This is a genomic window from Micromonospora sp. NBC_01405, assembly GCF_045040155.1.
Taxonomy (GTDB): domain Bacteria; phylum Actinomycetota; class Actinomycetes; order Mycobacteriales; family Micromonosporaceae; genus Micromonospora.
The window spans coordinates 3,227,958-3,251,282 of record NZ_CP109532.1 but is presented as its reverse complement, the minus strand read 5'-3'; the positions used below and the strand labels follow the sequence as shown (position 1 = coordinate 3,251,282).

19 protein-coding genes are annotated in these 23,325 nt (G+C 74.5%); 6 read left to right on the top strand and 13 right to left on the bottom strand.

What is annotated here, in order from left to right:
- Window positions 1–58 precede the first annotated feature (58 nt).
- The 3 genes from ftsH to OG559_RS13750 all read right to left on the bottom strand — a co-directional run bounded on the left by ftsH (window position 59) and on the right by OG559_RS13750 (window position 3,263).
- Window positions 59–2,074: an ATP-dependent zinc metalloprotease FtsH gene (gene ftsH, locus OG559_RS13760; protein ID WP_405115732.1), complete on the bottom strand. Its 2,016-nt coding sequence runs from the start codon at window positions 2,072–2,074 to the stop codon at window positions 59–61.
- A gap of 379 nt (window positions 2,075–2,453) precedes the next feature.
- Entirely contained in the window at window positions 2,454–3,026 is a 573-nt protein-coding gene (gene hpt, locus OG559_RS13755) for a hypoxanthine phosphoribosyltransferase (protein WP_161686501.1), read from the bottom strand.
- A gap of 99 nt (window positions 3,027–3,125) precedes the next feature.
- Complete coding sequence (locus OG559_RS13750; protein ID WP_396670612.1) at window positions 3,126–3,263, bottom strand: hypothetical protein; 138 nt, start codon at window positions 3,261–3,263, stop codon at window positions 3,126–3,128.
- Between the two features lie 152 nt (window positions 3,264–3,415).
- Between OG559_RS13750 and OG559_RS13745 the strand changes: the two genes are divergently transcribed.
- Window positions 3,416–4,378, top strand: a complete 963-nt coding sequence (locus tag OG559_RS13745; protein ID WP_405115729.1) for a GlxA family transcriptional regulator — start codon at window positions 3,416–3,418, stop codon at window positions 4,376–4,378.
- 96 nt (window positions 4,379–4,474) lie between these two features.
- On the opposite strand, the gene tilS is transcribed toward OG559_RS13745, so the two are convergent.
- The 3 genes from tilS to dacB form a co-directional block, all read right to left on the bottom strand.
- Window positions 4,475–5,536: a tRNA lysidine(34) synthetase TilS gene (gene tilS / locus OG559_RS13740; protein ID WP_405115727.1), complete on the bottom strand. Its 1,062-nt coding sequence runs from the start codon at window positions 5,534–5,536 to the stop codon at window positions 4,475–4,477.
- A gap of 10 nt (window positions 5,537–5,546) precedes the next feature.
- Complete coding sequence (locus OG559_RS13735; RefSeq protein ID WP_405115725.1) at window positions 5,547–6,614, bottom strand: zinc-dependent metalloprotease; 1,068 nt, start codon at window positions 6,612–6,614, stop codon at window positions 5,547–5,549.
- Between the two features lie 81 nt (window positions 6,615–6,695).
- Entirely contained in the window at window positions 6,696–8,510 is a 1,815-nt protein-coding gene (gene dacB / locus OG559_RS13730; RefSeq protein WP_405115723.1) for a D-alanyl-D-alanine carboxypeptidase/D-alanyl-D-alanine-endopeptidase, read from the bottom strand.
- A gap of 155 nt (window positions 8,511–8,665) precedes the next feature.
- Here dacB and OG559_RS13725 point away from each other — a divergent pair, with 155 nt between their 5' ends.
- A complete protein-coding gene (locus OG559_RS13725; protein ID WP_405115721.1) occupies window positions 8,666–9,172 on the top strand; it encodes an inorganic diphosphatase in 507 nt (168 codons plus the stop codon).
- 33 nt (window positions 9,173–9,205) lie between these two features.
- Here the strand turns inward: OG559_RS13725 and eccD are convergent, their stop codons facing one another.
- A complete protein-coding gene (gene eccD / locus OG559_RS13720) occupies window positions 9,206–10,606 on the bottom strand; it encodes a type VII secretion integral membrane protein EccD (protein ID WP_405115719.1) in 1,401 nt (466 codons plus the stop codon).
- 100 nt (window positions 10,607–10,706) lie between these two features.
- Here eccD and eccCa point away from each other — a divergent pair, with 100 nt between their 5' ends.
- The 4 genes from eccCa to OG559_RS13700 all read left to right on the top strand — a co-directional run bounded on the left by eccCa (window position 10,707) and on the right by OG559_RS13700 (window position 17,798).
- Complete coding sequence (eccCa, locus tag OG559_RS13715) at window positions 10,707–14,693, top strand: type VII secretion protein EccCa (RefSeq protein ID WP_405115717.1); 3,987 nt, start codon at window positions 10,707–10,709, stop codon at window positions 14,691–14,693.
- 109 nt (window positions 14,694–14,802) lie between these two features.
- Window positions 14,803–16,176: a type VII secretion-associated serine protease mycosin gene (gene mycP, locus OG559_RS13710; protein WP_405115715.1), complete on the top strand. Its 1,374-nt coding sequence runs from the start codon at window positions 14,803–14,805 to the stop codon at window positions 16,174–16,176.
- Window positions 16,177–16,247: 71 nt separating this feature from the next.
- A complete protein-coding gene (locus OG559_RS13705; RefSeq protein ID WP_405115713.1) occupies window positions 16,248–17,060 on the top strand; it encodes a phosphatase PAP2 family protein in 813 nt (270 codons plus the stop codon).
- A gap of 30 nt (window positions 17,061–17,090) precedes the next feature.
- On the top strand, window positions 17,091–17,798 hold the full coding sequence (locus OG559_RS13700; protein WP_405115711.1) for a phosphatase PAP2 family protein: 708 nt from the start codon (window positions 17,091–17,093) through the stop codon (window positions 17,796–17,798).
- 15 nt (window positions 17,799–17,813) lie between these two features.
- On the opposite strand, the gene OG559_RS13695 is transcribed toward OG559_RS13700, so the two are convergent.
- From OG559_RS13695 to OG559_RS13670, 6 genes are all read right to left on the bottom strand, one after another.
- The gene (locus tag OG559_RS13695; RefSeq protein WP_396670622.1) at window positions 17,814–18,992 is read right to left on the bottom strand and encodes a MarP family serine protease; all 1,179 of its coding nucleotides are present in this window, start codon (window positions 18,990–18,992) and stop codon (window positions 17,814–17,816) included.
- 57 nt (window positions 18,993–19,049) lie between these two features.
- A complete protein-coding gene (locus OG559_RS13690; RefSeq protein ID WP_405115709.1) occupies window positions 19,050–19,748 on the bottom strand; it encodes an NUDIX hydrolase in 699 nt (232 codons plus the stop codon).
- Window positions 19,745–20,389 (bottom strand): TlpA family protein disulfide reductase, encoded by a 645-nt coding sequence (locus tag OG559_RS13685; protein ID WP_405115707.1) that lies wholly within the window; start codon window positions 20,387–20,389, stop codon window positions 19,745–19,747. The genes OG559_RS13690 and OG559_RS13685 overlap by 4 nt, the downstream gene beginning before the upstream one ends.
- The gene (gene nth / locus OG559_RS13680) at window positions 20,386–21,174 is read right to left on the bottom strand and encodes an endonuclease III (protein ID WP_405115705.1); all 789 of its coding nucleotides are present in this window, start codon (window positions 21,172–21,174) and stop codon (window positions 20,386–20,388) included. Before nth ends, OG559_RS13685 begins: the two co-directional genes overlap by 4 nt.
- Before the next feature lie 107 nt (window positions 21,175–21,281).
- A complete protein-coding gene (locus tag OG559_RS13675) occupies window positions 21,282–22,442 on the bottom strand; it encodes a CapA family protein (protein ID WP_405115703.1) in 1,161 nt (386 codons plus the stop codon).
- Window positions 22,443–22,497: 55 nt separating this feature from the next.
- A complete protein-coding gene (locus OG559_RS13670; RefSeq protein WP_405115701.1) occupies window positions 22,498–23,160 on the bottom strand; it encodes an adenosylcobinamide amidohydrolase in 663 nt (220 codons plus the stop codon).
- Window positions 23,161–23,325 lie beyond the last annotated feature (165 nt).

The window sequence follows — 23,325 nt, the reverse complement described above, 5'->3', positions numbered from 1 at the left end:
GGCTCGGTCGACGAGGCGCCCTGGGTGGGGACCTCGGGACCGACCTCCGGGTCGGTACTCAGTGCATACCGTCCGAGTTGTTCGAGCTGGGCGTGCCGCCGCCGACGGACGCGCCGTCGGCCTGGGCCTGCGCCTTGAGCGCGTCCTTCTCGGTCGGGGTGAGCACCGGGGGCTCGGTGGAGGGCTGACGCTTGCCGAAGCCGTTGTACGGGGCCATCGGTGGGCGCTTCACCACCCGAGCAGCGATCCGGGCCATGTCGGCCGTGGAGAGGGTCTCCTTCTCGATCAGCTCGAGCACGATGCTGTCCAGGACGTCCCGGTACTCCACCAGGATCTCCCAGGCCTCGTCGTGGGCCAGTTCGATCAGCGCCCGCATCTCGTTGTCGATCTCGGCGGCCACCGTGTCGGAGTAGTCCCGCTCGTGGCCCATGTTGCGGCCGAGGAACGGCTCGTCCCCGCTGGTGCCGTACTTGATCGCGCCGAGCTTGGAGCTCATGCCGTACTGGGTGATCATCGCGCGGGCCAGCCCGGTGGCCTTCTCGATGTCGTTGCCGGCGCCGGTGGTCGGCTCGTGGAACACCAGTTCCTCTGCGGCCCGGCCGCCCAGCGCGTACGCCAGGGTGTCGATCATCTCGGCGCGGGTCTGGGTGTACTTGTCCTCAGTCGGCAGCACCAGGGTGTGGCCCAGCGAGCGGCCACGGGACAGGATCGTCACCTTGTGCACCGGCGCGGCGTGCGGCAGCGCCCAGGCGACCAGCGCGTGCCCGGCCTCGTGGTACGCGGTGATCTTCTTCTCCTGGTCGCCCATCACCCGGGTCCGACGCTGCGGACCGGCGATCACCCGGTCGATCGACTCCTCCAGGGAGTCGTTGCTGATCGCCCGCTCGTCCTTGCGGGCGGTGAGCAGCGCTGACTCGTTGATCACGTTGGCCAGGTCGGCGCCGCTGAAGCCGGGGGTCCGCCGGGCCACCGCGTCGAGGTCGACGTCGGGGGCGAACGGCTTGCCCTTGGCGTGCACCCGCAGGATCGCCTTGCGGCCCTCCATGTCGGGAGCGTCCACCGGGATCTGCCGGTCGAAGCGGCCCGGGCGCAGCAGCGCCGGGTCGAGGATGTCCGGCCGGTTGGTGGCGGCGATCAGAATGACCCCGCCCTTGGTGTCGAAGCCGTCCATCTCGACGAGCAGCTGGTTGAGCGTCTGCTCGCGCTCGTCGTGGCCGCCGCCCATGCCGGCGCCGCGGTGGCGACCGACGGCGTCGATCTCGTCGACGAAGACGATCGCCGGGGCGTTCGTCTTGGCCTGTTCGAACAGGTCGCGGACCCGGCTGGCGCCGACACCGACGAACATCTCGACGAAGTCGGAGCCGGAGATCGAGTAGAACGGCACCCCGGCCTCGCCGGCGACGGCGCGGGCGAGAAGCGTCTTACCCGTGCCGGGCGGGCCGAAGAGCAGCACACCCTTCGGGATCTTGGCGCCCAGGGCCTGGTACTTCGCCGGGTTCTGCAGGAAGTCCTTGATCTCGTGCAGCTCCTCGACGGCCTCCTCGGCGCCCGCGACGTCCGCGAAGGTCGTCTTCGGGGTGTCCTTGGTGATCATCTTCGCCTTGGACTTGCCGAAGTTGAGCACCCGGGAGCCGCCGCCCTGCATCTGCGACATGAAGAACAGCAGCAGGAGCACGAGCAGCGCGATGGGGAGCAGGTTGACCAGCAGGCTCACCCAGATGCTGTCGGACGACACCTTGGTGTCGGCCGGTCCGGTGACCCGGTTGGCCGCCTTGGCGTCGAGGACCTCGTTCCAGACCTGGCCGCCCACCTCGTACGGGAACTGGGCCTCGATCCGGTCGGTGTCGGTGTCACCGAACTTGGTCTTGCTCTCCAGGTCGAGTTGGAGCGTCTGCTCCTTGTCCTGGAAGACCGCCTTCTTGATCTTCGCGGTATGCAGCTGATCGAGCGCAACGGAAGTGTCCACGCGGTGGTAGCTGGGACCAGCGGTGAACAGCTGACTGAGCACAACGGCGCCGAGGATGACCAGGATGATCCAGACCACCGGTCGGCGGAAGAAACGCGTACGTTCCATGCTGTCGTCGAGCGCCGAGGCGCCCGCATCCTCCTGATCGACGTCCTGACCGTCTGAATGGCTTGTCGCCGCCGAGGCGGCGGCCGGAGCCGCCGTGCGGGCCGGCCTCGACCCCGGGGTGCGCAACTGCCGCACCACGGTCACTCGACGGTACACCGTGCGCGCGACATGTGAGCTTGCGAGCCCAGCAGTTACGCGTAAGGCGAACCGGGTTTCAGCCGGCGTGGCGGGAGTCCCGCGCCCGGCCACCCGACCGCCCGGTCACGCGGGTCGAAGGGCCGGGCGTGGAGAGCTACTCCACGCCACCGACCCCTACCGTAGACCGATCAGCTGAGAACGCGCTGAACGTCGGCTTGACGGGTACCGATACGAACGGGTCTCACGCCCGTGCGTAGACCTCGGGCTTGAGCACGCCGACGTAGGGCAGCTCGCGGTACCGCTCGCCGAAGTCGAGGCCGTAGCCGACGACGAACTCGGTCGGGATGTCGAACCCGACGTACTTCACCGGCACCGGGACCTTGACCGCGTCCGGCTTGCGGAACAGGGCGACGACCTCGACGCTGGCCGCCGAGCGCGACTCCAGGTAGCGCAGCAGCCAGGAGAGGGTGAGCCCGGAGTCGACGATGTCCTCGATGACCACCACGTGCCGTCCGGCGATGTCGCGGTCCAGGTCCTTGAGGATCCGGACCACGCCGGAGGAGGTGGTGCCCTGGCCGTACGACGAGATGGCCATGAAGTCCAGCTCGGCGGGAGGACCCTGCCGGCCCAGCGCCCGGGCGAAGTCGGCCATGAACATGACCGCGCCCTTGAGCACGCAGACGAGCAGGAGCCCGTCGACGCCCGCGTAGTCAGCCGAGACCTGCTTGGCCAGCTCCGCCGTCTTCTCGCGGATCTGCGCCTCGGAAATGATCACGTGGTCGATGTCGGCGTCGTACCAGGAGCCGTCAGCCATGACTCCTAGCCTGCCGTATGCCGGATGCCCTCCGTCGGCGGGGCCGCCCCTTTCGACGCGGTCCCGCCGGGATTTTCTCCACATCCGGCGCGAACCGGGTCAGCAGATACTGGATCGCCACCGGCGGCCCTCGTCGGTGGGCTTCCAGTCGGCCGAGTCCCGGGTGTCGGCGACGAGGCCGGCGACCGACGCGACGACGAGGAGGAGCAGGAAGAGCAGGAACGGCAGGAATGCCATGGCGGCGCTCGCTTTCGCGGGGGTTATCGGATGTTTTCGCCGCCGGTGCGCACCGGACTGGAACCAGTCTGCGCGCCTGCCCACCCGCCAGACAGTGGCAGTTATGCCACCAGACCTCGATTTCCTGCCACCCGTACGGTTACCCTCGTCACATGCTCCGATCCGTCGCCGTACTCGCGCTCGACGGGGTGGCCCCGTTCGAACTGGGGGTGCTCGCCGAGGTCTTCGGCACCGACCGGACCGCCGACGGATTCCCCGGTTACCGGTTCACCGTCTGCACGTCCGACGGCGCCCAGGTGCATACCTCCGTCGGGTTCCACCTCACCCCGCACGCCGACCTCGGGCCCATCGAGGACGCCGACATGGTCGCGGTACCCGGGCACAACGGCGACACGGACGTGTCCCCCGCCGTACTGGACGCGCTGCGCCGGGCCGCCGCGCGCGGCGCGTACGTGTTGAGCGTCTGCTCCGGGGCGTTCGTGCTCGGTGCGGCCGGGCTGCTCGACGACCGGGAGTGCACCACCCACTGGCGGTACGTCGACGAGTTGCAGCGCTGCCACCCCCGGGCCCGGGTCCGGTGCAACTCGCTCTACGTGGCCGACGGCCGGCTGCTCACCAGCGCCGGCACGGCCGCCGGCATCGACGCCTGCCTCCACCTCGTACGCCAGGAGCACGGCTCGGCCACCGCCACCCGGCTGGCCCGCCGGATGGTCGTCCCGCCGCACCGCGACGGCGGCCAGTCCCAGTACATCGAGGCGCCCATCCCGAAGGCCCCCGAGGCACCCACCCTGGAACCCGTGCTGGAGTGGCTGATGGGTCACCTGGACCGCCCCGTCACCGTCGACGGGCTGGCCACCCGGGCCGGGATGACCCCGCGCACCTTCGCCCGCCGGTTCCGCGCCGAGACCGGCACCACGCCCCACGACTGGCTGACCAACCAGCGGGTGCTGCTGGCCCGGCGGCTGCTGGAGGAGACCGGCCTGAGCGTGGAGGGCGTGGCTGGCCAGGCCGGCTTCGGCGACGCGGCTGCCCTGCGCCACCACTTCACCCGCCGGCTGGGCACCACCCCGCACGCCTACCGGGCCACCTTCCGCGACCGCGTCACGACCGCCTGACCCACCGGCCAACGGCTGACCCGCCGGCCCCCGCCAACAGCCGAGCGGCCGGCCCCAGCCGAGCGGCCGGTCGGTCGGTCGGCGGCCGGTGAGCCGTCAGGCGATCGGGCCGGCGGCGGTGAGCCGGCCGGCACGGCGGACCACCCGGATGCCGCCGGGCAGATGGGTCGCGCCCTGCCCCCGCCAGTCGGTGACCAGTGCGTCCAGCGCGGCGACGTGCCGGTGGGACAGCGCGGCGGGTGCCGCGCCGAGTTCCCGGGCCCAGGCGTGCAGCACCCGGGTCCGGACTGCCGGGGCGAGCCCGGCCAGCGCCTCGACCGACAACCCGCCCTCGGGCACCCGCACACCCGCCGGCGTCGGCCCCCTCGCCCCGCCGACGGCGGCCGGATCGGCCGGTACCGCAGGGGCAGGCGCGGCCAGGGCGTCGGCGGCCAGGGCATCGAGGGCGGCGGTGTCGGCGGCCACCAGGCGGGCAGTCCGGGCGAGGTTGTCCAGCACGGCGGGGCCGAGCGCCCGGACCAGCGCGGGCAGCACGTCGGCCCGGACCCGGGCCCGGGCGTACGAGGGGTCGGTGTTGTGCGGGTCCTCCCACGGGGTCAACCCGAGGGCGGCGCACGCCTTGCGGGTCTGCTCCCGGGTCACGTCGAGCAGGGGGCGCAGCAGCGGCACGCCGGACAGGTCCCGGCGGGGCGGCATCCCGGCCAGCCCGCGGGGGCCGGCGCCCCGGGCCAGCGCGAGCAGCACCGTCTCCGCCTGGTCGTCGCGGGTGTGCCCGGTGAGCAGTGCCGCCGCCCCGTGCCGCCGGGCCGCCTCGACCAGCGCCTGGTAGCGGGCCTGGCGGGCGGCCGCCTCCGGCCCTCCGGGGCGGCCGTCGACGTCGACCCGTACCGCCTCGGCCGGCGTGAACCCGGCCGTGGCGGCCCAGGCCGCCACGGCGGCGGCCCGCTGGTCGGAGCCGGCCTGGAGGGCGTGGTCGACGGTGACGAGCCCGGCCCGCCGGCCGAGCCGGGGCGCGACGAACGCCGTGGCGGCGGCCAGGGCGAGCGAATCGGCCCCGCCCGAGCAGGCGACCAGCACCGGCCCGTCCCCGGCCAGCCCGGTCAGCGCGCGGCGGACCGCGAGCCGGACCGCGGCGACCGACGGGGCGAGCGCGGCCATCGGCGTACGGTCAGCCGACGGTCGGGGTGGCGCCGGCCGGCCCGTGCACCCGGGCGACCCAGGCGTCCGGGTCGCCCAGCTCATCCAGCCGGGGCAGGGTCAGCGGGGAGTTGAAAATCTTGTTGAAGCCCTCCATGCCGACCCGCTCGACGACGCCGTGGACGAACTTGCGGCCCTCGGCGTACTGGCGCATCTTGACGTCGACGCCGAGCAGCCGGCGGATCGCCTTCTCCAGCGGGTTGCCCGTCTCCCGACGCCGGTTGAACGCGGCCCGGATCCGCTCGACGCTGGGGATGACCTGCGGGCCGACGCCGTCCATCACGAACTCGGCGTGCCCCTCCAGCAGGGTCATCAGCGCGGTGAGCCGGTCGAGTACGGCCCGCTGGGCGGGGGTCTGCACGATGTCCAGCACGCTGGCCCGGCTCTCCGGGTCCTTGACCGCGTCGGAGAGGGTGGCCACCCCCCGGCGCAGCCGCTCGACCAGGTGCTCGCCGCCCTGCGAGGCGTCCACGAACGCCTGCACCTCGCCGAGGAAGTACGCCCGCATCCAGGGCACCGACGTGAACTGGGTGCGGTGGGTCACCTCGTGCAGGCACACCCAGAGCCGGAAGTCACGCGGGTCGGCCCCCAGCTTCCGCTCCACCTCGACGATGTTCGGCGCGACCAGCAGCAGTTGGCCGGGGTCGCCGGAGAAGACCTCGTACTGGCCGAGGACCCGCCCCGACAGGTACGCCAGCACGGTGCCGGCCTGGATTCCGGTGACCCGGGAGCCGATCGCCTCGGTGAGCGGGCCGGGTTGCTTGTCGCCGGCGAGCCGGCCGACCAGCGGGGTGATCACCTCGCGCAGGCCGGCGATGTTGGTCGCCGCCCAGTCCCGTCGGTCCACCACGCGCACCGGCGGGTGCACCACCTGCGAGCGGAGCCCCGTGTAGTCGGCCACGTGCCCGGCCGCCTCGTCGGTCAGTCGCCGCAGCTCGGAAACCACCTCGGTGGCCTCGGCGTACGACACCCGGGGCCCCGACTTGCTCAACGCCCCCGCGGTCGCGGCGGCCAGATCCCAGTCCACGAACTGCGCCATGCACCCACCGTACCCGCGCCGGAACACCCCCACCTTTCGCCGATGACAGGACATGCCTCCACAAAAGGGTGCCGGGCCGGTTCAGCGGCAGCCGCAGCGGGCCAGCGCGGAGGTGATCCGGTCGAGGGCCCGCCGGGTGTCGTCGAGCGAGTCGGGCGGCGCCTGGTCGGTGAGCAGGGCGAACGTGAGCAGCCGGCCGTCGGCGGTGGTGACCAGCCCGGCGATGGCGTGCACCCTGGTCAGCGTCCCGGTCTTGGCCCGGACCACGCCGGCCCCGGCCACCGTGGCCGGCACCTGGTACCGCCCGCCGAGGGTGCCCGACCAGGCGGCGACCGGCAGGCCGCCGAAGATGGCGGCCAACCCCGGGTGGGTGCCGTTGCCGGCGAGCGAGATCAGATCGGTCAGCAGGGACGGGCTGATCCGGTTGCTCCGGGACAGCCCGCTGCCGTCGGCGAGGGTGATCTCGTTGGCCGACAGGCCCAGCTCGCCGGTCACGATGTCCATCGCCGCCGCCCCGCCGACGAAGGACCCCGGCTGGTCACGGGCCAGCGCGACCTGCCGGGCCAGTGCCTCGGCGATCACGTTGTCGCTGTCGGTGATCATCAGGTCGACCAGCCGGATCATCGGCAGCGACTCGACCTTGCCCAGCTCGGCGCCGGGCGCGGGGGCAGCGGCGGACGGGGCCGCGCCGGCTGCCGGGGCGGTGCCCCGCGTCACCTCGGGGGCAGCGCTGGTGAGCCCGAGCAGCCTGGCGAAGGCACGGCCGGCCACCAGGTCCGGCTGTGGGACCCGCTCCGCCCAGCCGTGGCCTGCGTCGAAGTTCTTCTTCGCGGCCTTCGGGTCCCGGCGCGCGCCGTCGGTCATCAGCGCGCTGATCGCCGCGCCGAACCCGCCGGTGGGGATGTCCGAGTCCCAGCCGGGGCCGTACACCGGGCCGGGAAAGAGCGAGGAGTCGACGGTGACCCGGGTCGGCGCGGTGCCGCCGAGCGCCTGCTTGACCTGCTTGGCCAGGTCGTCGAGGCGGGCCGCGTCGGGGTAGAAGCCGTCGCCGTCCACCGCGAGGGTCGGGTCGCCGCCGCCGACGAGGACCACCTCGCCCGGGTTCGCGCCGGCCACCGCACGGGTGGGAATGCGGTGGTCGGGCCCGCGGGCCTTCAGCACCGTGACGGCGGTGGCCAGCTTGGTCACCGAGGCGGGGACGGTGCCGGCATCGCCGCCCTGCGAGTAGAGCGACCGGCCGGTCGTCACGTCGGCCACCGACACGTTGACCCGGCTGCCCAGTTCGGGGGCCCGCAGCAGCGGTTCGAGGGCGGCGCGCACCCCGTCCGGGGTGGGCTCGGGGGCGTTGGCGTCCGGGCCGGAGAGCACCGGGACCGGCTCCGGCTCGGTGGCCTCGCCGGTCGCCTGCGGGGTGGCCCGGTCCGCGCCGAGCCAGCCGGCGACCGGACCGGGCCGGACCACCGCCAGCCCGGCCCCGACCAGGGCGAGCAGCACCACGGTGGCCAGCACGGCCAGCGGGAGGCGCCGGCGGCGGGCCGGCGGCCGGTCGTGCCCCGGGGGCGGCCCGGCCGGCGGCCCGCCGCCGGCGCCACCGGCCGCTGCCGGTTCCGGCATGGGTGCGTCGAAGCCGGCGGCGGGGAAGGCCGGGGCCGACACCCGGTCGGCCACGGGCGCCCGATCCGAGGGCCGCCACACGGGCGGCGGAGGCCGCTCCCCGGCCCTGACGATCCGGGCCGTGGCCTCGGGGTCGAAGTCGTCGGCGGGGGGCGGCACGGGGGTACGGGGTAGGTGCGCCTCAGGCACGGGGACCCGCCCGGTCGCGCCCCCGGAGCCCGGATGCCCGCCCTTCCGCCCGTCAACCCCCTCCGGGCGGTAGTGTGAATCTTCCCTCCCCACAGCCCCCTCCTCCCGTTCGGAAAACAGCTTGGGTGACACTACTTCGGTCCGAAGACTATGCGGCGGCCGGAGCAGGCGGGTGGGCATTCACCTGCCTGGAGAGCGGCGCCACTGGTTTCCGTTAGCCAGCGTGGGCAGACGAGGGAGCGTGGAAGATGGATTTCGACGTCACGGTTGAGATCCCCAAGGGTCACCGCAACAAGTACGAGGTGGACCACGCGACCGGCCGGATCAGGCTGGACCGCACCCTCTTCACGTCCACGCAGTACCCGGCGGACTACGGGTTCATCGAGGGCACCCTGGGCGAGGACGGCGACCCGCTGGACGCGCTCGTGCTGGTCCCCGAGCCCACCTTCCCCGGCTGCCTGATCCGGTGCCGCACCATCGGCATGTTCCGGATGACCGACGAGAAGGGCGGGGACGACAAGGTCCTCTGCGTGCCCTACGAGGACCCGCGTCAGGAGCACCTGCGCGACATCCACCACCTGGGCGAGTTCGACCGGCTGGAGATCCAGCACTTCTTCGAGGTGTACAAGGACCTGGAGCCCGGCAAGTCGGTCGAGGGCGCGACCTGGGTCGGCCGGGTCGAGGCCGAGGCCGAGATTCACAACTCGTACCGGCGCGCCAAGGAGGCCGAGGAGCGCGGCGAGTCCGTGCACTGACCACCGGCAGACGTCGACGGGCCCGGGAGCCGCTCAGCCGAGCAGCCCCCGGGCCCGTTCGTACAGGTCGAGCACCGCACAGGCCACCGGCACCACGGAGACCACCAGCGCGGTGTCGGTCAGGTCGGCCAGCCGACCGACGTACGGCGACACGGGCCGCCGGGCGGACGTGGTGCCGGCGACCACGGCGACCAGGGCCACGACCGGCCCGCCGACGGCCAGCAGCAGCCCTCCGGCCGGACCGGAACCCACGGCGAGCACCCCGCCGAGCAGGGCGGCCCCGGCCAGCCCGGCGGCCACCGGGGGCACCCGGTGGCGCAGCGCCACGAATAGCCGGGAACGCAGCAGCAGCACGACGGACGCGACCGCCGCCAGCAGCCGGCCGGCCGTCCCGCCCATCGCGGCGAGCACCGCCGCCGCCCCGGCAGCCAGCACGGCGTGCCCGATCAGCATCCCGGTCAGCATCTCCTCGGTCCGGGCCACGGCGGCGTACACCCGGGCCCGGTCCGGCAGGTCCCGGGCGGCCTCGGCACCGGGGCTCCCGTCGCCGGGCAGGGTGATCGGCGGCAGCGGCATCCTGCCCAACCGGATGGCCAGCAGCGGCAGCCCGCCCAGCGCGAAGACCAGGACGCAGACCAGCACCGCCGCGACGCCCTCGGCCGGCAGCGCCAGCCCGCCCAGCGCGACGAGCGCGCCGGCCGCCCCGACGGTCACGCCGGCCACGAAGACCCGGACCCGGCTGGCCACCCCGAGCAGGCCGAGCATCGCCACCAACAGCAGCGCCACCGTGCCGGCCAGCAGCTCGGGGGCGCCCAGCCAGCGCAGCGGCGCAAACGCGCCGACCTGGTCGCCGGAGCTGACCGCGAGGGCGCCGGCCGTGGCGGCGTACGGCAGGGCGTAGCCGCCCAACGTGGCGCCGGTGGCGCCGTCGCCGTACGCCCGGGAGGCGACCGCGCCGGCGACGGTGAGCAGCAGCGCCACCGCGAGCGCGACCTGCCAGCCGGCCCGGTGCCCGGGCCCGGCGGCGAGCACGGCGAGCAGCCCGACGGAGAGCGGGACGGCCGCCCCGGCCAGGGCCGCGGCCCTGGTGGCGGCCGGCGACCAGGCCGCGCCCCGGCGGCGGGCCCCGTCGACGATCGCCTCGACCACGTCGTCGTACTCCAACTCGGGCCACTCGGCGCGGGCCGGCACCAGGTGCAGCACCTCGCCGTCGCGGACCCCCTGGGGAAGCAGCGCCTGGGCGGTGAGCAGCACCACGCCGTCGGTGCGGCGCAGCACCCAGCCACCGTGCCGCTCCCCGTCGTCGGCCAGCCCCTCGCCGGCGTGCCGGAGCACCTCGGGCAGCAGCTCGGCGAGGGGGACCTGCTCCGGCAGGGCGACGTCGACCCGGCGCTGGGGGGCGCTGATCGTGACACGGGCCAGCCCGGTAGTCATCGACGCTTCTCCGTATCGAGGGGGATGGCGGCTGCGCGGACGACAGGACTTTACCTACGATGAGCCAGGCTCGGGTTACCGAGCGCTCTGGGGAGGGCGTGTGTCCACTGTCGTCATCAAGCGACCGCCCCGGCGTCCCGCGCCGGAGATCCCGGTCGGCGAGCTGCCCGTCGAGGCGCCGCCGGAGATCCCCGCCGTCACCGGCGGCCGCTGGCAGCAGGCGCTGATGGTGCTGCCCATGCTGGGCGGGACGGTCGCGATGGCGATGATGTTCGGCCGGGGCGGCGGGGCCTACTCGTACGTGGTCGGGGGGATGTTCGGGCTGTCCTCCGTGGCGATGCTGGTGACCTCGTGGGGCAGCGCCTCCGGCACCCCGAAGAAGTCGGAGATGATGGCCGCCCGGCGGGAGTACCTGCGGCACCTCACCGCGTTGCGCCGCCGGGTCAGGCGGACCGCCGGGCAGCAACGGGCCGGGCTGCACTACCGGCACCCCGACCCGGGCCGACTCTGGTCGACCGTGGACAGCCACCGGATCTGGGAGCGCCGGCCGGCCGACCCGGACTTCGCCGTGGTCCGGGTGGGCCTCGGCCCGCAGACCCTGGCCACCCCGCTGGTCCCGCCGGTCACCCGACCGTTGGAGGAGCTGGAGCCGATGACCGCCGGCGCGCTGCGCCGGTTCCTGGACGCGTACTCGGTGGTGCCGGACCTGCCCGTGGCGCTGTCGCTGCGCAGCTTCGCCCGGGTCTACCTCCGGGGCGAGTCGGCCGTCCGGGGCGCCGACGGGCGCGTGCGGCCCGACACCGGTTCGCCCGACGCCCAGGCCCTGGCCCGGGCCGTGCTCACCCAGCTCGCGGTCTTCCACGCCCCGGACGAACTGCTGGTCGCGGTCTGCGCCGGCCCGGAGCGGCGAGCCCTCTGGGAGTGGGTGAAGTGGCTGCCGCACGCCCATCACCCCACCCGCGTCGACGCCGTCGGCCCGGTCCGCCTGGTCACCAGCTCCGCACCCGAGCTGGAACGGCTCCTCGACGACGTGCTGGCCAGCCGGTCCCGGTTCAGCCCGGCCGGCCCGGCCACCGACGGCCCGCACGTCGTGGTGGTGCTCGACGGCGGCGACCTCACCGGCGCCACCGACCTGGTCGGCGACGGCGGTATCGACGCGGTCACCATCGTCGACCTGGACACCCCGCCGCCGCGCCTGCTCGACCGGTACGCCCTCCTGCTCGACCTGCGCGGCGGCCGGCTGGACTCGCACTCCGTCGAGGGGCACGCCGAGGTGGGCGCCGCCGACCGGCTGGCGTCCGCCGACGCGGAGGCGGTCGCCCGCCGGCTGGCCCCGCTGCGGCTGGCCACCGCCGTACGCGGGCCGGACGCCCCGGTCAACGCCGAGCTGGGCCTGCCCGAGCTGCTCGGCATCGGCGACCCGGCCGGCTTCAGCGCCGAGCAGGGCTGGGGGCCCCGGTCGGCCCGCGACCGGCTACGGGTGCCGATCGGGGTGGGCACCGACGGCGGGGCGATCGAGCTGGACCTCAAGGAGTCCGCCCAGGACGGGATGGGCCCGCACGGGCTGCTGATCGGGGCGACCGGCTCCGGCAAGTCCGAGCTGCTGCGCACCCTGGTCCTCGGGCTGGCCGCCACGCACAGCTCCGAGCAGCTCAACTTCGTCCTGGTCGACTTCAAGGGCGGGGCCACCTTCGCCTCGTTCGACCGGCTGCCGCACACCGCCGCGGTGATCACCAACCTGGCCGACGCGCTGCCGCTGGTGGACCGGATGGTCGACGCCATCAACGGGGAGCTGGTCCGCCGCCAGGAGCTGCTGCGCCGGGCCGGGAACTTCGCCAGCCTGCGCGACTACGAGCGGGCCCGGGCCGCCGGCAATCCGCTGGCCCCGCTGCCGTCGCTCCTGCTGATCTGCGACGAATTCTCCGAGCTGCTCTCGGCCAAGCCGGACTTCATCGACCTGTTCGTGCAGATCGGCCGCCTGGGCCGGTCGCTGGGGGTGCACCTGCTGCTGGCCAGTCAGCGGCTGGAGGAGGGGCGGCTGCGCGGCCTTGACACCCACCTGTCGTACCGGATCGGGTTGCGCACCTTCTCGGCGCTGGAGTCGCGGACGGTCCTCGGGGTGCCCGACGCGCACGAGCTGCCCCGCTCGCCGGGGCACGGCTACCTGCGCTTCGGCACCGAGCCGCTGGTGCGCTTCAAGGCCGCGTACGTTTCCGGGGCGCTGCGTCGCCCCGACGGCGCGGCGGGGCGCGGCGGGGCCGGCGTGCCCCGCCTGCTCGCCTTCTCCACCCATGCGGTGCCGGTGTCGGAGCCGGCCGTCCCCGCCCCGACGGCCGCCGCCGAGGCGGACACCGGCGCCGCGAGCCTGCTCGACGTGCTGGTGGGGCGGCTGGCCGGGCAGGGCCCGCCGGCCCACCAGGTGTGGCTGGCACCGCTGGGCGACGCACCCACCCTCGACGAGCTGCTCGGGCCGGTCGGCGCCGACCCGGCGCGGGGGCTGGGCTCCGCCAACCCGGAGCTGCACGGCGCACTCCAGGTGCCGGTGGCCGTCGTCGACAAGCCGTTCGAGCAGCGTCGCGACCTGCTCTGGCTGGCTCTCGGCGGCTCGGCCGGGCACGTCGGCGTGGTCGGCGGCCCGCAGAGCGGCAAGTCGGGCCTGCTACGCACGCTGGTTCTCGCGCTGGCGCTGACCCACACGCCCGTCGAGGCGCAGGTGTACTGCCTGGACTTCGGCGGCGGCGGGCTGGCCGCGCTGCGCGACCTGCCGCACGTCGGCGGGGTGTCCGGCCGGACCGACCCGACCGCCGTGCGGCGCACCGTCGGTGAGATGGCCACCCTGCTGGCCGACCGGGAGCGCCGCTTCGCCGCGCTGGGGGTGGAGTCGATGGCGGCGTACCGGCAGCGGCGGGCCGCCCTCGCCGTCGCCGGCCAGCCGACCACCGACCCGTTCGGCGACGTGTTCCTGGTGGTCGACGGCTGGGGCGCCCTGCGCGCCGAGTACGACGACCTGGAGCCGCTGGTCACCGAGCTGGCCACCCGGGGCCTGTCGTACGGGTTGCACGTGGTGGCCGGCTCGCTGCGCTGGACGGACTTCCGCCCCGCCGTCCGGGACCTGTTCGGCTCCCGACTGGAGCTGCGGCTCGGCGACCCGTCGGACTCGCTGCTGGTCCGGCGGGCGGCTGCGGCGGGCGTGCCGGAGGAGACGCCCGGCCGGGGCATCACCGGTGAGGGCCTGCACTTCCTCACCGCGCTGCCCCGGCTGGCCGGGGCGGACGGGGAGACCGCCACGCTGGTGAAGGCGGTCGCCGGGGCGTGGACCGGGCCGGTCGCGCCCCGGGTCCGGCTGCTCCCGCCGGTGCTGCCGTACGCGGAGCTGGACCTGGCCGGCACGACCGGGCTGGCGCTGCCGGTCGGGATCGCCGAGGCGGACCTGCGTCCGGTGGTGCTCGACTTCGCCACCGAACCGCACCTGTTGGTCTTCGGGGACGCCGAGTGCGGCAAGTCGTCGTTCCTGCGGGCGCTGGCCGCCACCGTCGTGGGCCGGTTCACCCCCGACCAGGCCCGGGTGATCCTGGTGGACTACCGGCGCAGCCTGCTCGGCGCCATCGACACGGAGCACGAGATCGGCTACGGCACCGACGCCGCCCGCACCGTCGACCTGGTCGAGGCGGCCGCCGGGTACATGCAGCGCCGGCTGCCCGGCTCGGACATCACCCCGGCACAGCTGCGGGAGCGGTCGTGGTGGTCGGGGCCGGAACTGTTCGTGCTGGTCGACGACTACGACCTGGTCGCCAGCGGGCCGGTCAACCCGCTGCGCGCGCTGGAGGAGTACCTGCCGCAGGCCCGGGACATCGGCCTGCACCTGGTGCTGGCCCGCCGCGCCGGCGGCGCGACCCGCGGCTACGACCAGTTCCTCCAACGGCTGCGCGAGCTGTCCGCCCCCGGCCTGGTGATGGCCGGCAGCCCGGACGAGGGGCCGCTGGTCGGCCAGGTCCGGCCCGGCCCGCTCCCGCCCGGACGGGCCCGGCTGGTGACCCGGCGGGAGGGCGTACGCCTGGTCCAGCTCGCCCATCTCCCTCCGCAGTGAACGCCAGCACCGCCCCGGGCCGGCAGCGTTCCGGTGACCTGTTGCGGGATCGGCGTGTGGCGGAGGGGAAAACCGGTAATCTCCGAGCAGCATGTGTCCGCCGCGATGAATGGCTGGGAATGTGACTGGGGATCGGCAGGGCTGTTCGACCGCGGCGCGACGGCTCACCCGCCACGCGCTGCTCGGCGCGACGGCACTCGCGGTGTCGCTCATCGGTCCGGTTCCGCCGTCGGCGCTCGCCGCGCCGGCCCGCCACGCCGCACCCGCCCGCCACGCCCCGCTCGCCGCGCCGCCGGTAGGGGCAACGCCCTGGCGGGTGTCGCCGGTGGACACGCCGGCCCGGGTCGACCAGGTCCGCGACGAGCAGTGGCAGCTCGACGAGCTGCGGGCGTCGACCGCCTGGCGCACCTCGACCGGGCGCGGCGTCACCGTGGCGGTGATCGACTCCGGGGTGGACGGTTCGCACCCGGACCTGGCCGGTCAGGTGCTGCCCGGCATCGACCTGGTCGACGACGGCGACACCGACGACGGCCCGGACCCGGTCGGGCACGGCACGACGGTGGCCGGCCTGATCGCCGGGCGCGACGACGACAAACGCGGCGCGGTCGGGCTGGCCCCCGACGCGAAGATCCTCCCGGTGCGGGTCCTCGACGACGAGAACCGGTACGACGACGCGATGATCGTCGCCAAGGGGGTCCGTTGGGCCGTGGACAACGGCGCCCGGGTGATCAACCTGTCCCTCGGCGGTGGCGGCGACAGCCCCGCCCTGGCAGCGGCGCTGGACTACGCGTTCGCCCGGGACGTGGTGGTGGTCGCCTGCACCGGCAACCTGGCCGCGTCCTCCGACACCAAGGTCTGGTACCCGGCCCGGGAGCCGGGCGTGATCGCCGTCGCCGGCCTGGAACGCGCCAGCGACAACCTCTGGTCCGGCTCGATCACCGGCCACGCCACGATCCTCACCGCGCCGGCCACCGGCCTGGTCGGGGCCCGGCCGGGCGGGTACTGGCGGGTGCAGGGCACCAGCTTCGCGACCCCGCTCGTCGCCGCCACCGCCGCCCTGGTCCGGGCCCGCTGGCCGCAGATGTCCGCAGGTGAGGTGGTGAACCGCCTGATCAGCACCGCGCGGGACATCGGGCCCGCCGGCCGCGACGACCGCTTCGGGTACGGCATGGTCGACCCGGTCGCCGCGCTCACCGCAGACGTGCCGTCGGTGCGGCGCAACCCGCTCGACGACCACTCCTCCCCGGGCGTGGTGGGCTTCGGTCCGGCACCCGGCACCACCGAGGAGGAGCCGGTCGCCGGAGCCGGCGCGGACCCGCTCGGCTTCACCGCGCCCCGCCAGCAGACCCGTTGGACGGCCCGGCCGGCCGGCGGGTCGGACGGCTCCGACCCGGAACGGCTCTGGACGAGCGTCGCCGTCTCCGCCGCCCTGGCCGCCGGGGCCGTGCTGGTGGGCCGTCGCCTCCGCCGGTCGGTCCGCTGACCAATGGCCGCCGTCGAGTTCCCTCGGCGCTGGTCGGTCTGATCCGGCACCCGGCCGGGTAGGGATGTGGCATGAGCACGTCCGGTCAGCACACCCCCGGGTCAACGTCCCCGTCGTGGCGGGCCCGCCGCCTCGACCAGGACCGGTCACTGGGGCTGCGGCTCACCCTCGCCGCCGGCGCGGCCTTCCTGGTCCTGGTGCCGTTCGCCCTGCTCGCCCTGCTGGTGCTGGGTTCCTGGGCACCGCTGCACCGGCTGGACGCCTCGGTGACCCACGCCCTGCACGGGTATGCCGTCGACCATCCCGGCTGGGTGGGATTCATGACCGTGTGGACCCACGCCTTCGGCCCCGGCCCGCTGCGGGTCGCCGTGCTCGCCGTGGTGGTGTGGCTGTTCACCCGGCACGCCCCGCGGCTGGCCTGGTGGGCGGTCACCACGATGGCCGTGGGCGGGCTGCTCAACGCGCTGCTCAAGCTGCTGGTCGGCCGGGACCGGCCGGACCTGCTCGACCCGGTGGCCCGGGCCGCCGGCTACTCGTTCCCCTCCGGGCACGCGCTGAACGCCACCCTGGCCGCCGGGGTGCTAATGCTGATCTTCCTCCCGTACGCCCGGGAGCGCCCCGCCGCACGGTGGGCGCTGTGGGCCGCCGCCGTCGTGGTCGCCGGCCTGACCGGGGTGAGCCGGGTGGCGCTGGGCGTGCACTGGACCAGCGACGTGGTCGGCGGCTGGCTGCTGGGCGCTGCGACGGTGGCCGCCACGACGGCCGCCTTCCGCACCTGGCGGGCCCGCACGGGCCGCCGCCCGTCGCACCCGGCGACGGAGGGCGTCGAGCCCGAACTGGCAGACGGGGCAAGCCGGCCGGGCCCGGGCGGCGGGCAGGCGTAGCGGGCGACCAGGTCGGGTACTGGCGGGGCCATGTCCGGTGTGCTGGTTCAAAGCCTCAAGCGGGTGCTGCTCCCCGTGGGCCTGCTGCTCTCCGTCATGGTGCTGCTCGGGGTGCTCGTCACCCGGGTGTTCGAGCGCACCTGGCCGTTCACCGTCGAGGACGCGGTCAACCGTGAGCTGGCCGCCGACCGCACGGAGGTCTGGAACAACGTCTCGCTGGTGTTCAGCACGCTGGCCAGCACCCAGGCCATCGTGCTGGTCACCGCGATCGTGGCGGTGGTCCTGCGGTTGGTGCTGCACCGCTGGCGGGAACCGGTCTTCCTGTGCGCGGCGGTCAGCGCGCAGGCCCTAATCTTCCTGCTGACCACGATGGCCATCGACCGCCGCCGCCCGGCGGTCGAGCACATGGACGCTTCCCCGCCCACCTCCAGCTTCCCGTCCGGGCACACCTCGGCCGCGGTGGCGCTCTACGTCGGCATCGCGGTGCTGCTGGCCCTGCGGGCGCGCAGCACCCCGGCGAAGGTCGCCTGGTGGACGCTGCTGGTGCTGGTGCCCGTCGGCGTCGCGCTGACCCGGATGTACCGGGGCATGCACCACCCGAGCGACGTGGTGGCGTCGTTCCTCAACGGCGGCACCTGTGTGCTGATCATGGCGCGGGCGGTGCTGGACCGCGGGGTGCGGTGGGGCCGGGAGAAGCTGCCCGCCGCCGGCCGGACGGTCAAGGTCCCCGCTGCCTGACCGGGTGGGGCCGCGTCAGGTGCAGTCACCGGTGCCGACGGCGCGGGTGCGCTCGGCGCCGGCCAGCGCCACCGGGCGGGCCTCGGCCGCGGTCACCGCGAAGCCGGTGTTCGGGTCGTCCGCCGCCGCCGCGAAGATCACCCCGAGCACCAGGCCGTTCGAGGAGAGCAGCGGGCCGCCGGAGTTGCCGCTGCGGACCAGCGCCCGGATCGTGTAGATCTCCCGGGTGACGTCGCCCGAGGAGTAGATGTCCGGACCGGTGATCCGGTCGACGTCCCGCACCCGGGCCGACTGGGCGTTGTACGGCCCGTCCAGCGGGAAGCCCAGCACGACCGCGTCCGCCCCGCTGCCCGCGTTGCCTGCGGCGAAGCGCAGGGACGGGCCGGGCAGGCCCGGCACCCGCAGCACGGCCAGATCCCGGTCGGGGTCGTAGACCACGACCTCTCCGTCGTACCGGTTGCCGTCCAGCTCCACGGCCACCGACCGGGTGCCGGCCACCACGTGCGCGTTGGTCATCACCCGGTCGTCGGCGTACACGAAGCCGGAGCCCTCGATGCGGCGGGCGCAACTCGGCGCGGAGCCCAGCACCTTGACCACCGAGCGCCGGCCGTTGGCGACCACCTGGGAGCCGGCGAGCGCCGGGTCGGGCGGATCGACCTGCCGGGCCCGGGTGGGCGCGAGGTCACCGAAGACGTCCGGGAAGCCGTTCGTGTCGACCGTGTCCCGCAGCGCGTTGGACAACTCCTGCGCCTTGTCCGGCAGCACCCGGTCGACCACGGTGAGCAGCGCGCTGTTGCGCACCGAGGAGGCGAGCCAGGGCAGCGACGACGAGCCCAGCGGCACGGCCACCAGCCAGGCCACCAGCATGACCGCGACGAGCGAGACGAGCGCCCCGCCGATGTCGTCGGCCCGCCTGCCGACGTCGCTGGTGATCGTCTGGCGCAGGTGGGAGCCGACCCAACCGGCCAGCGCCTGGCCCACCACGGCCAGCCCGAAGATCGCGACGAGGGAGATCAGTACGCGGGCGCCGCTGTCCGCGAACTGGCGGGCCAGCAGCGGGCCGGCCTGGAGTCCGACCAGGGCGCCCACGAAGAAGCCGGAGAACGACAGCACCCCGATGACGAAGCCCTGACGGTATCCGCTGATCGCGAACACGAGCATGAGCAGTAGCAGGACGAGATCCACGGCGGACACGCCCCAAGGGTACGGGCACCGGGCTCGGCGGCGGACCGCCGCTCGCGGAACATGACGTCAGGTGAGCGGGCCGGCCATCTCGTCGACGGAGTCGGTGCCGGCCGACGGCGCCGGGGCGGCACCGGTGGGCGGCAGGTCCATGACCCGGTCGCGCGGCCAGGGTCGGGACCAGCCGCCCATCTCCAGCAGGGTGGCGAGCACCCCGGCGGTGAAGCCCCAGACCACCATGCCGCGCACCGAGAAGGCCGGGCCGATCCAGCCGCTCGGGTGGCGTACCCGCATGCGGTTGGCCGGGTCGACGAGTTCGGCGACCGGCAGCCGGGCGACGTGCGCGACCTCGGCCGGTTCCCGGGGGTGCACCGGGTGCGGTCGGTGCCACCAGCCGAGCACCGGCGTCACGACGAAGTCGCTGACCGGGATCCACAGCTTCGGCAGCTCGGCCAGCACGGTGACGCTGGCCGGGTCGAGGTCGACCTCCTCGTTGGCCTCGCGCAGCGCGGTGGCGGCGGAGTCGGCGTCGGTCGGGTCGGCCGCCCCGCCGGGGAAGGCCGGCTGCCCGGCGTGGTTGCGCAGGGTCGCGGCGCGCTGGAGAACCAGCACGTCCGGGCCGGCCCCCGGCTCCTCGGCCAGCAGCACCAGCACGGCGCTCTCCCGACCGCCGCTGCTCGGGGTGGCGATCCGGGTGAAGTCCTCGGCCCGCGCGCTGCCGAGCCGGGCCAGCAGCGGGTCGATCCAGGGCGGGGGCTGCCGGGTCACGCGGGCACCACCAGCCCCAGGTGCTCGCGGACCAGCTCGGCGAGGCGGGCGTCGTCCAGCGCGCCGGAGGTGTCGACGTGCCGGACCCGGCCGTCGGCGTCGACGAACACGGTCAGCGGGATGGTGTTGCGGTTGAGCCCCCGGCTCAGGCTGTCGCCCTGGTCGAACAGGACCGGGAAGCGGATGCCGAAGTCCTCGCCGATCGACTGGGCCGCGTCCCGGCCGTCCCGGGCGTTCACCCCGAGCACGTGGAGCCGGCCGGCCCCGCGCTCGCTGAGCCGCTGGAAGGCGGGCAGCTCCTTGCGGCAGGGCGGGCACCAGGACGCCCACAGGTTGATCACGGCCGGCCCCCGGACGTCCCGCAGCGCGACCGGGTCACCGCCGGTGAAGCAGGGCAGCGTCAACTCGGGCAGCACCGACCCGCCGGCCGGGGCAGCACCGGCCCCGGACGGCACGGCTCCGGACGCGGTCGGCGTCGGGGTCGCCATGGCCGGCGGCGCGGTCAGGGCCGCGCAGGCGGCGAACGGCGACGGCCGGGTGTTCTTCCGGGGGTCGGGCGGCGCGGGGTCGCCGGCCGAGGCCGTGCAGCCGGCGGCGAGCAGGGCCAGCGGCAGGAGCAGGGCGGCGAGGCGGCGCTTCACGGCGCCTCCGCCACGACCGCCTGCTGCGGCACCAGCTCCGGGTCGACGCCCGCGGCGGCGGCCAGGTCCCGCGCCCGGGGGCCCTTGAGCAGCTTCGCGGCGAGGGCGGGCTCGGTAGGCCCCGTGCCGTACGACGGGCAGAGCTTTGCCAGGGTGCAGGCCCCGCAGGCCGGCTTGCGGGCGTGGCAGACCCGCCGGCCGTGGAAGATGATCCGGTGCGACAGCATCGTCCAGTCGCGCTTCGGGTACATCGCGCCGATCGCGTGCTCGATTTTGACGGGGTCGGTCTCGTCGGTCAGCCGCCAGCGGTGCACCAGCCGCTGGAAGTGGGTGTCGACGGTGATGCCGGGGACGTCGAAGGCGTTGCCGAGGATGACGTTGGCGGTCTTGCGGCCGATCCCGGGCAGCGTGACCAGGTCGACGAGCTTCCCCGGCACCCGGCCGTCGTACCGCTCGACGAGGCCCCGGCCCAGCTTGATCAGCGAGTCGGTCTTGTTCCGGTAGAAGCCGGTGGGCCGGATCAGCTCCTCCAGCTCGGCCCGGTCGGCGCCGGCGTAGTCGGCTGCCGTCGGGTACCGGCCGAACAGCTTCGGGGTGACCTCGTTGACCTTCTTGTCCGTGCACTGCGCGGACAGGATCGTGGCGACGGCAAGCTCCAGCGGGTTGGCGTGGTCCAGCTCGCAGTGCGCGTCGGGGTGGGTCTCGGTCAGCACCCGGCCGATCTTCCGGGCGCGGCGCGTGCGGCCGAGTGCGGTCTCGGCGGCTCCGGGGGGACTGGTGGTCACGACGGAAAGCCTACGTCGACCCGGTGACGGCTCGTCGCGCGCGCACGGGCGGCGCGTCGCCCCTGCGCCGGGTGCGGCCGGGTCACCCGGGCGGGTGACGCGCCCGGTCACCCCTCGGTGATGCGGCCCTTGTCGTCGAACCGGGCGCCGGTCTGCGGGAAGTCCGTCCGGGTGAGCTGCTTGATCAGGCCGAGGCCCCGGTCGTCCGGGTCCATGGTCGGCTTGCCGATCGAGTTCATGTACGTCGAGGCGAACGATCCTCCGGCGAAGCTTCCGTCCGGCTTGAGCGACACCTTGAGCACGCCGCCCCAGCCCAGCCGGCCGTTGTTGCTCAGCGAGTTGCCGCCGCCGGCGAAGTTGCCGAGGCTGTAGGCGATCAGCCGGCCCTGGTAGAACTCCATGCCGCGCAGCACGTGCGGGCCGTGGCCGACGATGAGGTCCGCCCCGGCGTCGATCATGGCGTGCGAGAACTTCACCGGGTCGCCCCGGTTCTCGCCGAGGAACATCTCGGTGCCCGGCCGGACCCGGGTCTTGTCGGCTCCCTCGCCGCCCATGTGCACCTGCACCACGACCAGGTCGGCCATGGTGGCGGCCTTCTTGACCACCGCGCGGGCAGCGTCGATGTCGACCAGGCTGTTGGACCAGACGTACGACGAGAAGCCGGCCACGGCGATCTTGACGCCCTCGACCTCGACCACGGTGATCTGGTCGGGCGCGCCGGTGTGCGCCAGGTCGTGCTTCTCCAACGCCCGCTGGGTGTTCTGGTAGCCCTTGGGGCCGTAGTCGTACCCGTGGTTGTTGGCCTGGTTGAGCAGCTCGAACCCGGCGTCGCGCAGGTGGGCGGCGTACTCCGGCGGGGCGCGGAACTGGAAGCACCGGGTCGAGTTGGCCCCGCACTTGCCGGTGCCGGTGTCCACCGTCAGCGGCTCCTCCAGGTTGCCCATCACAAGGTCGGCGGCGAGGGCGTCCTTGACCGAGTCGAAGAACCCCTTCCCGCCGCCCGGCGGGAGCCGGTTCGGCGCGTTGCCCATGATGATGTCGCCGGTGGCGGAGAGCGAGACGCTCTTCGCCTCGCCCTTCGGCGTGCCGGCCGGGGTCGGGGTCGGGGCACCGGCCGTGCTGGTTTTGCCGCCCCCGGTCCCGGGTTGCCAGACCGGCTCGTCGCCGGGTTGCGCGCAGCCGGCGGCGAGCAGCGCGGTGAGCAGCAGGCCGAGGGCGGGCGTGACCCGTCGACGCGAGCGGATTCCGGAGGGGGCGGCAGCATACATCGCCCGCGACCCTACCGCGCGGACAACGCGCTGACGATGGCCGATCGGTCGGACTTCAGGCCGTACGTCGTTGCGACCACGGGACCACGAGACCCACCCCGCCGGCCAGCACGGCGGCGTGCACGGCCCGGGCCAGCGGTGCCCCCCAGGTGGAGCGGGGCCCGCCGTACGCGGCCGGGGCCCCGTCGACCGGGCAGAGCACGGTGACCGCGTCCGTGGGGGTGCCGGTGGCCGCCAGCCCCAGCTCCCGGATCGCCTGCACCTTCGCCTCGGTCACGGTGGCCACCGCGTTGACCAACGCGGCGTCGCCGAGCCGGGCGGGCACCTGGACCACGATGTTGACGGTGCCGACCCGCGCCCCGGCCTCGGCGGGAGCGGGCTCGGCTGCCTGGAGCGGGGTGCCCAGCCCGACCGTGGCCCAGACCCGCACCCCGGTGTCGGTCCGGGCGATCACCTCGGCGACGTCGACCCCGGTCAGCAGCCCGACGCCGGGCCCGTCCAGGCCGAGCTGGCCGGCCAGTTCGGCCAGGTGCTCGGCCGGGTCGTCCCGGTGGTACGACATCGGCACGGTCGCGTTGACCACCCAGTCCCGTACGCCTATCCCGCCGCCGAGCGGCGCGGAGCTGACCGCGAGCAGCGGCCGGTCGGCGCGCCAGACGAGCAGCGGCACGTCCCACCCGTCCTCGTGGCGGGTGGTCATGGTCGGCTCGGTCAGCACGCCGCAGACCCTACGTCCCGGGCGCGTCGAGGGCGGCCGGGGGACGCCGGACCGAGGATCATAGTGGTTGATCAGGGCGGGCAGGTTACATCCAACGATCAAGATTCCAGGGGTGCACCTCTGATTACCGCTCACGTGCGCCTAGACTGGCCGAGCGTGAGGGAT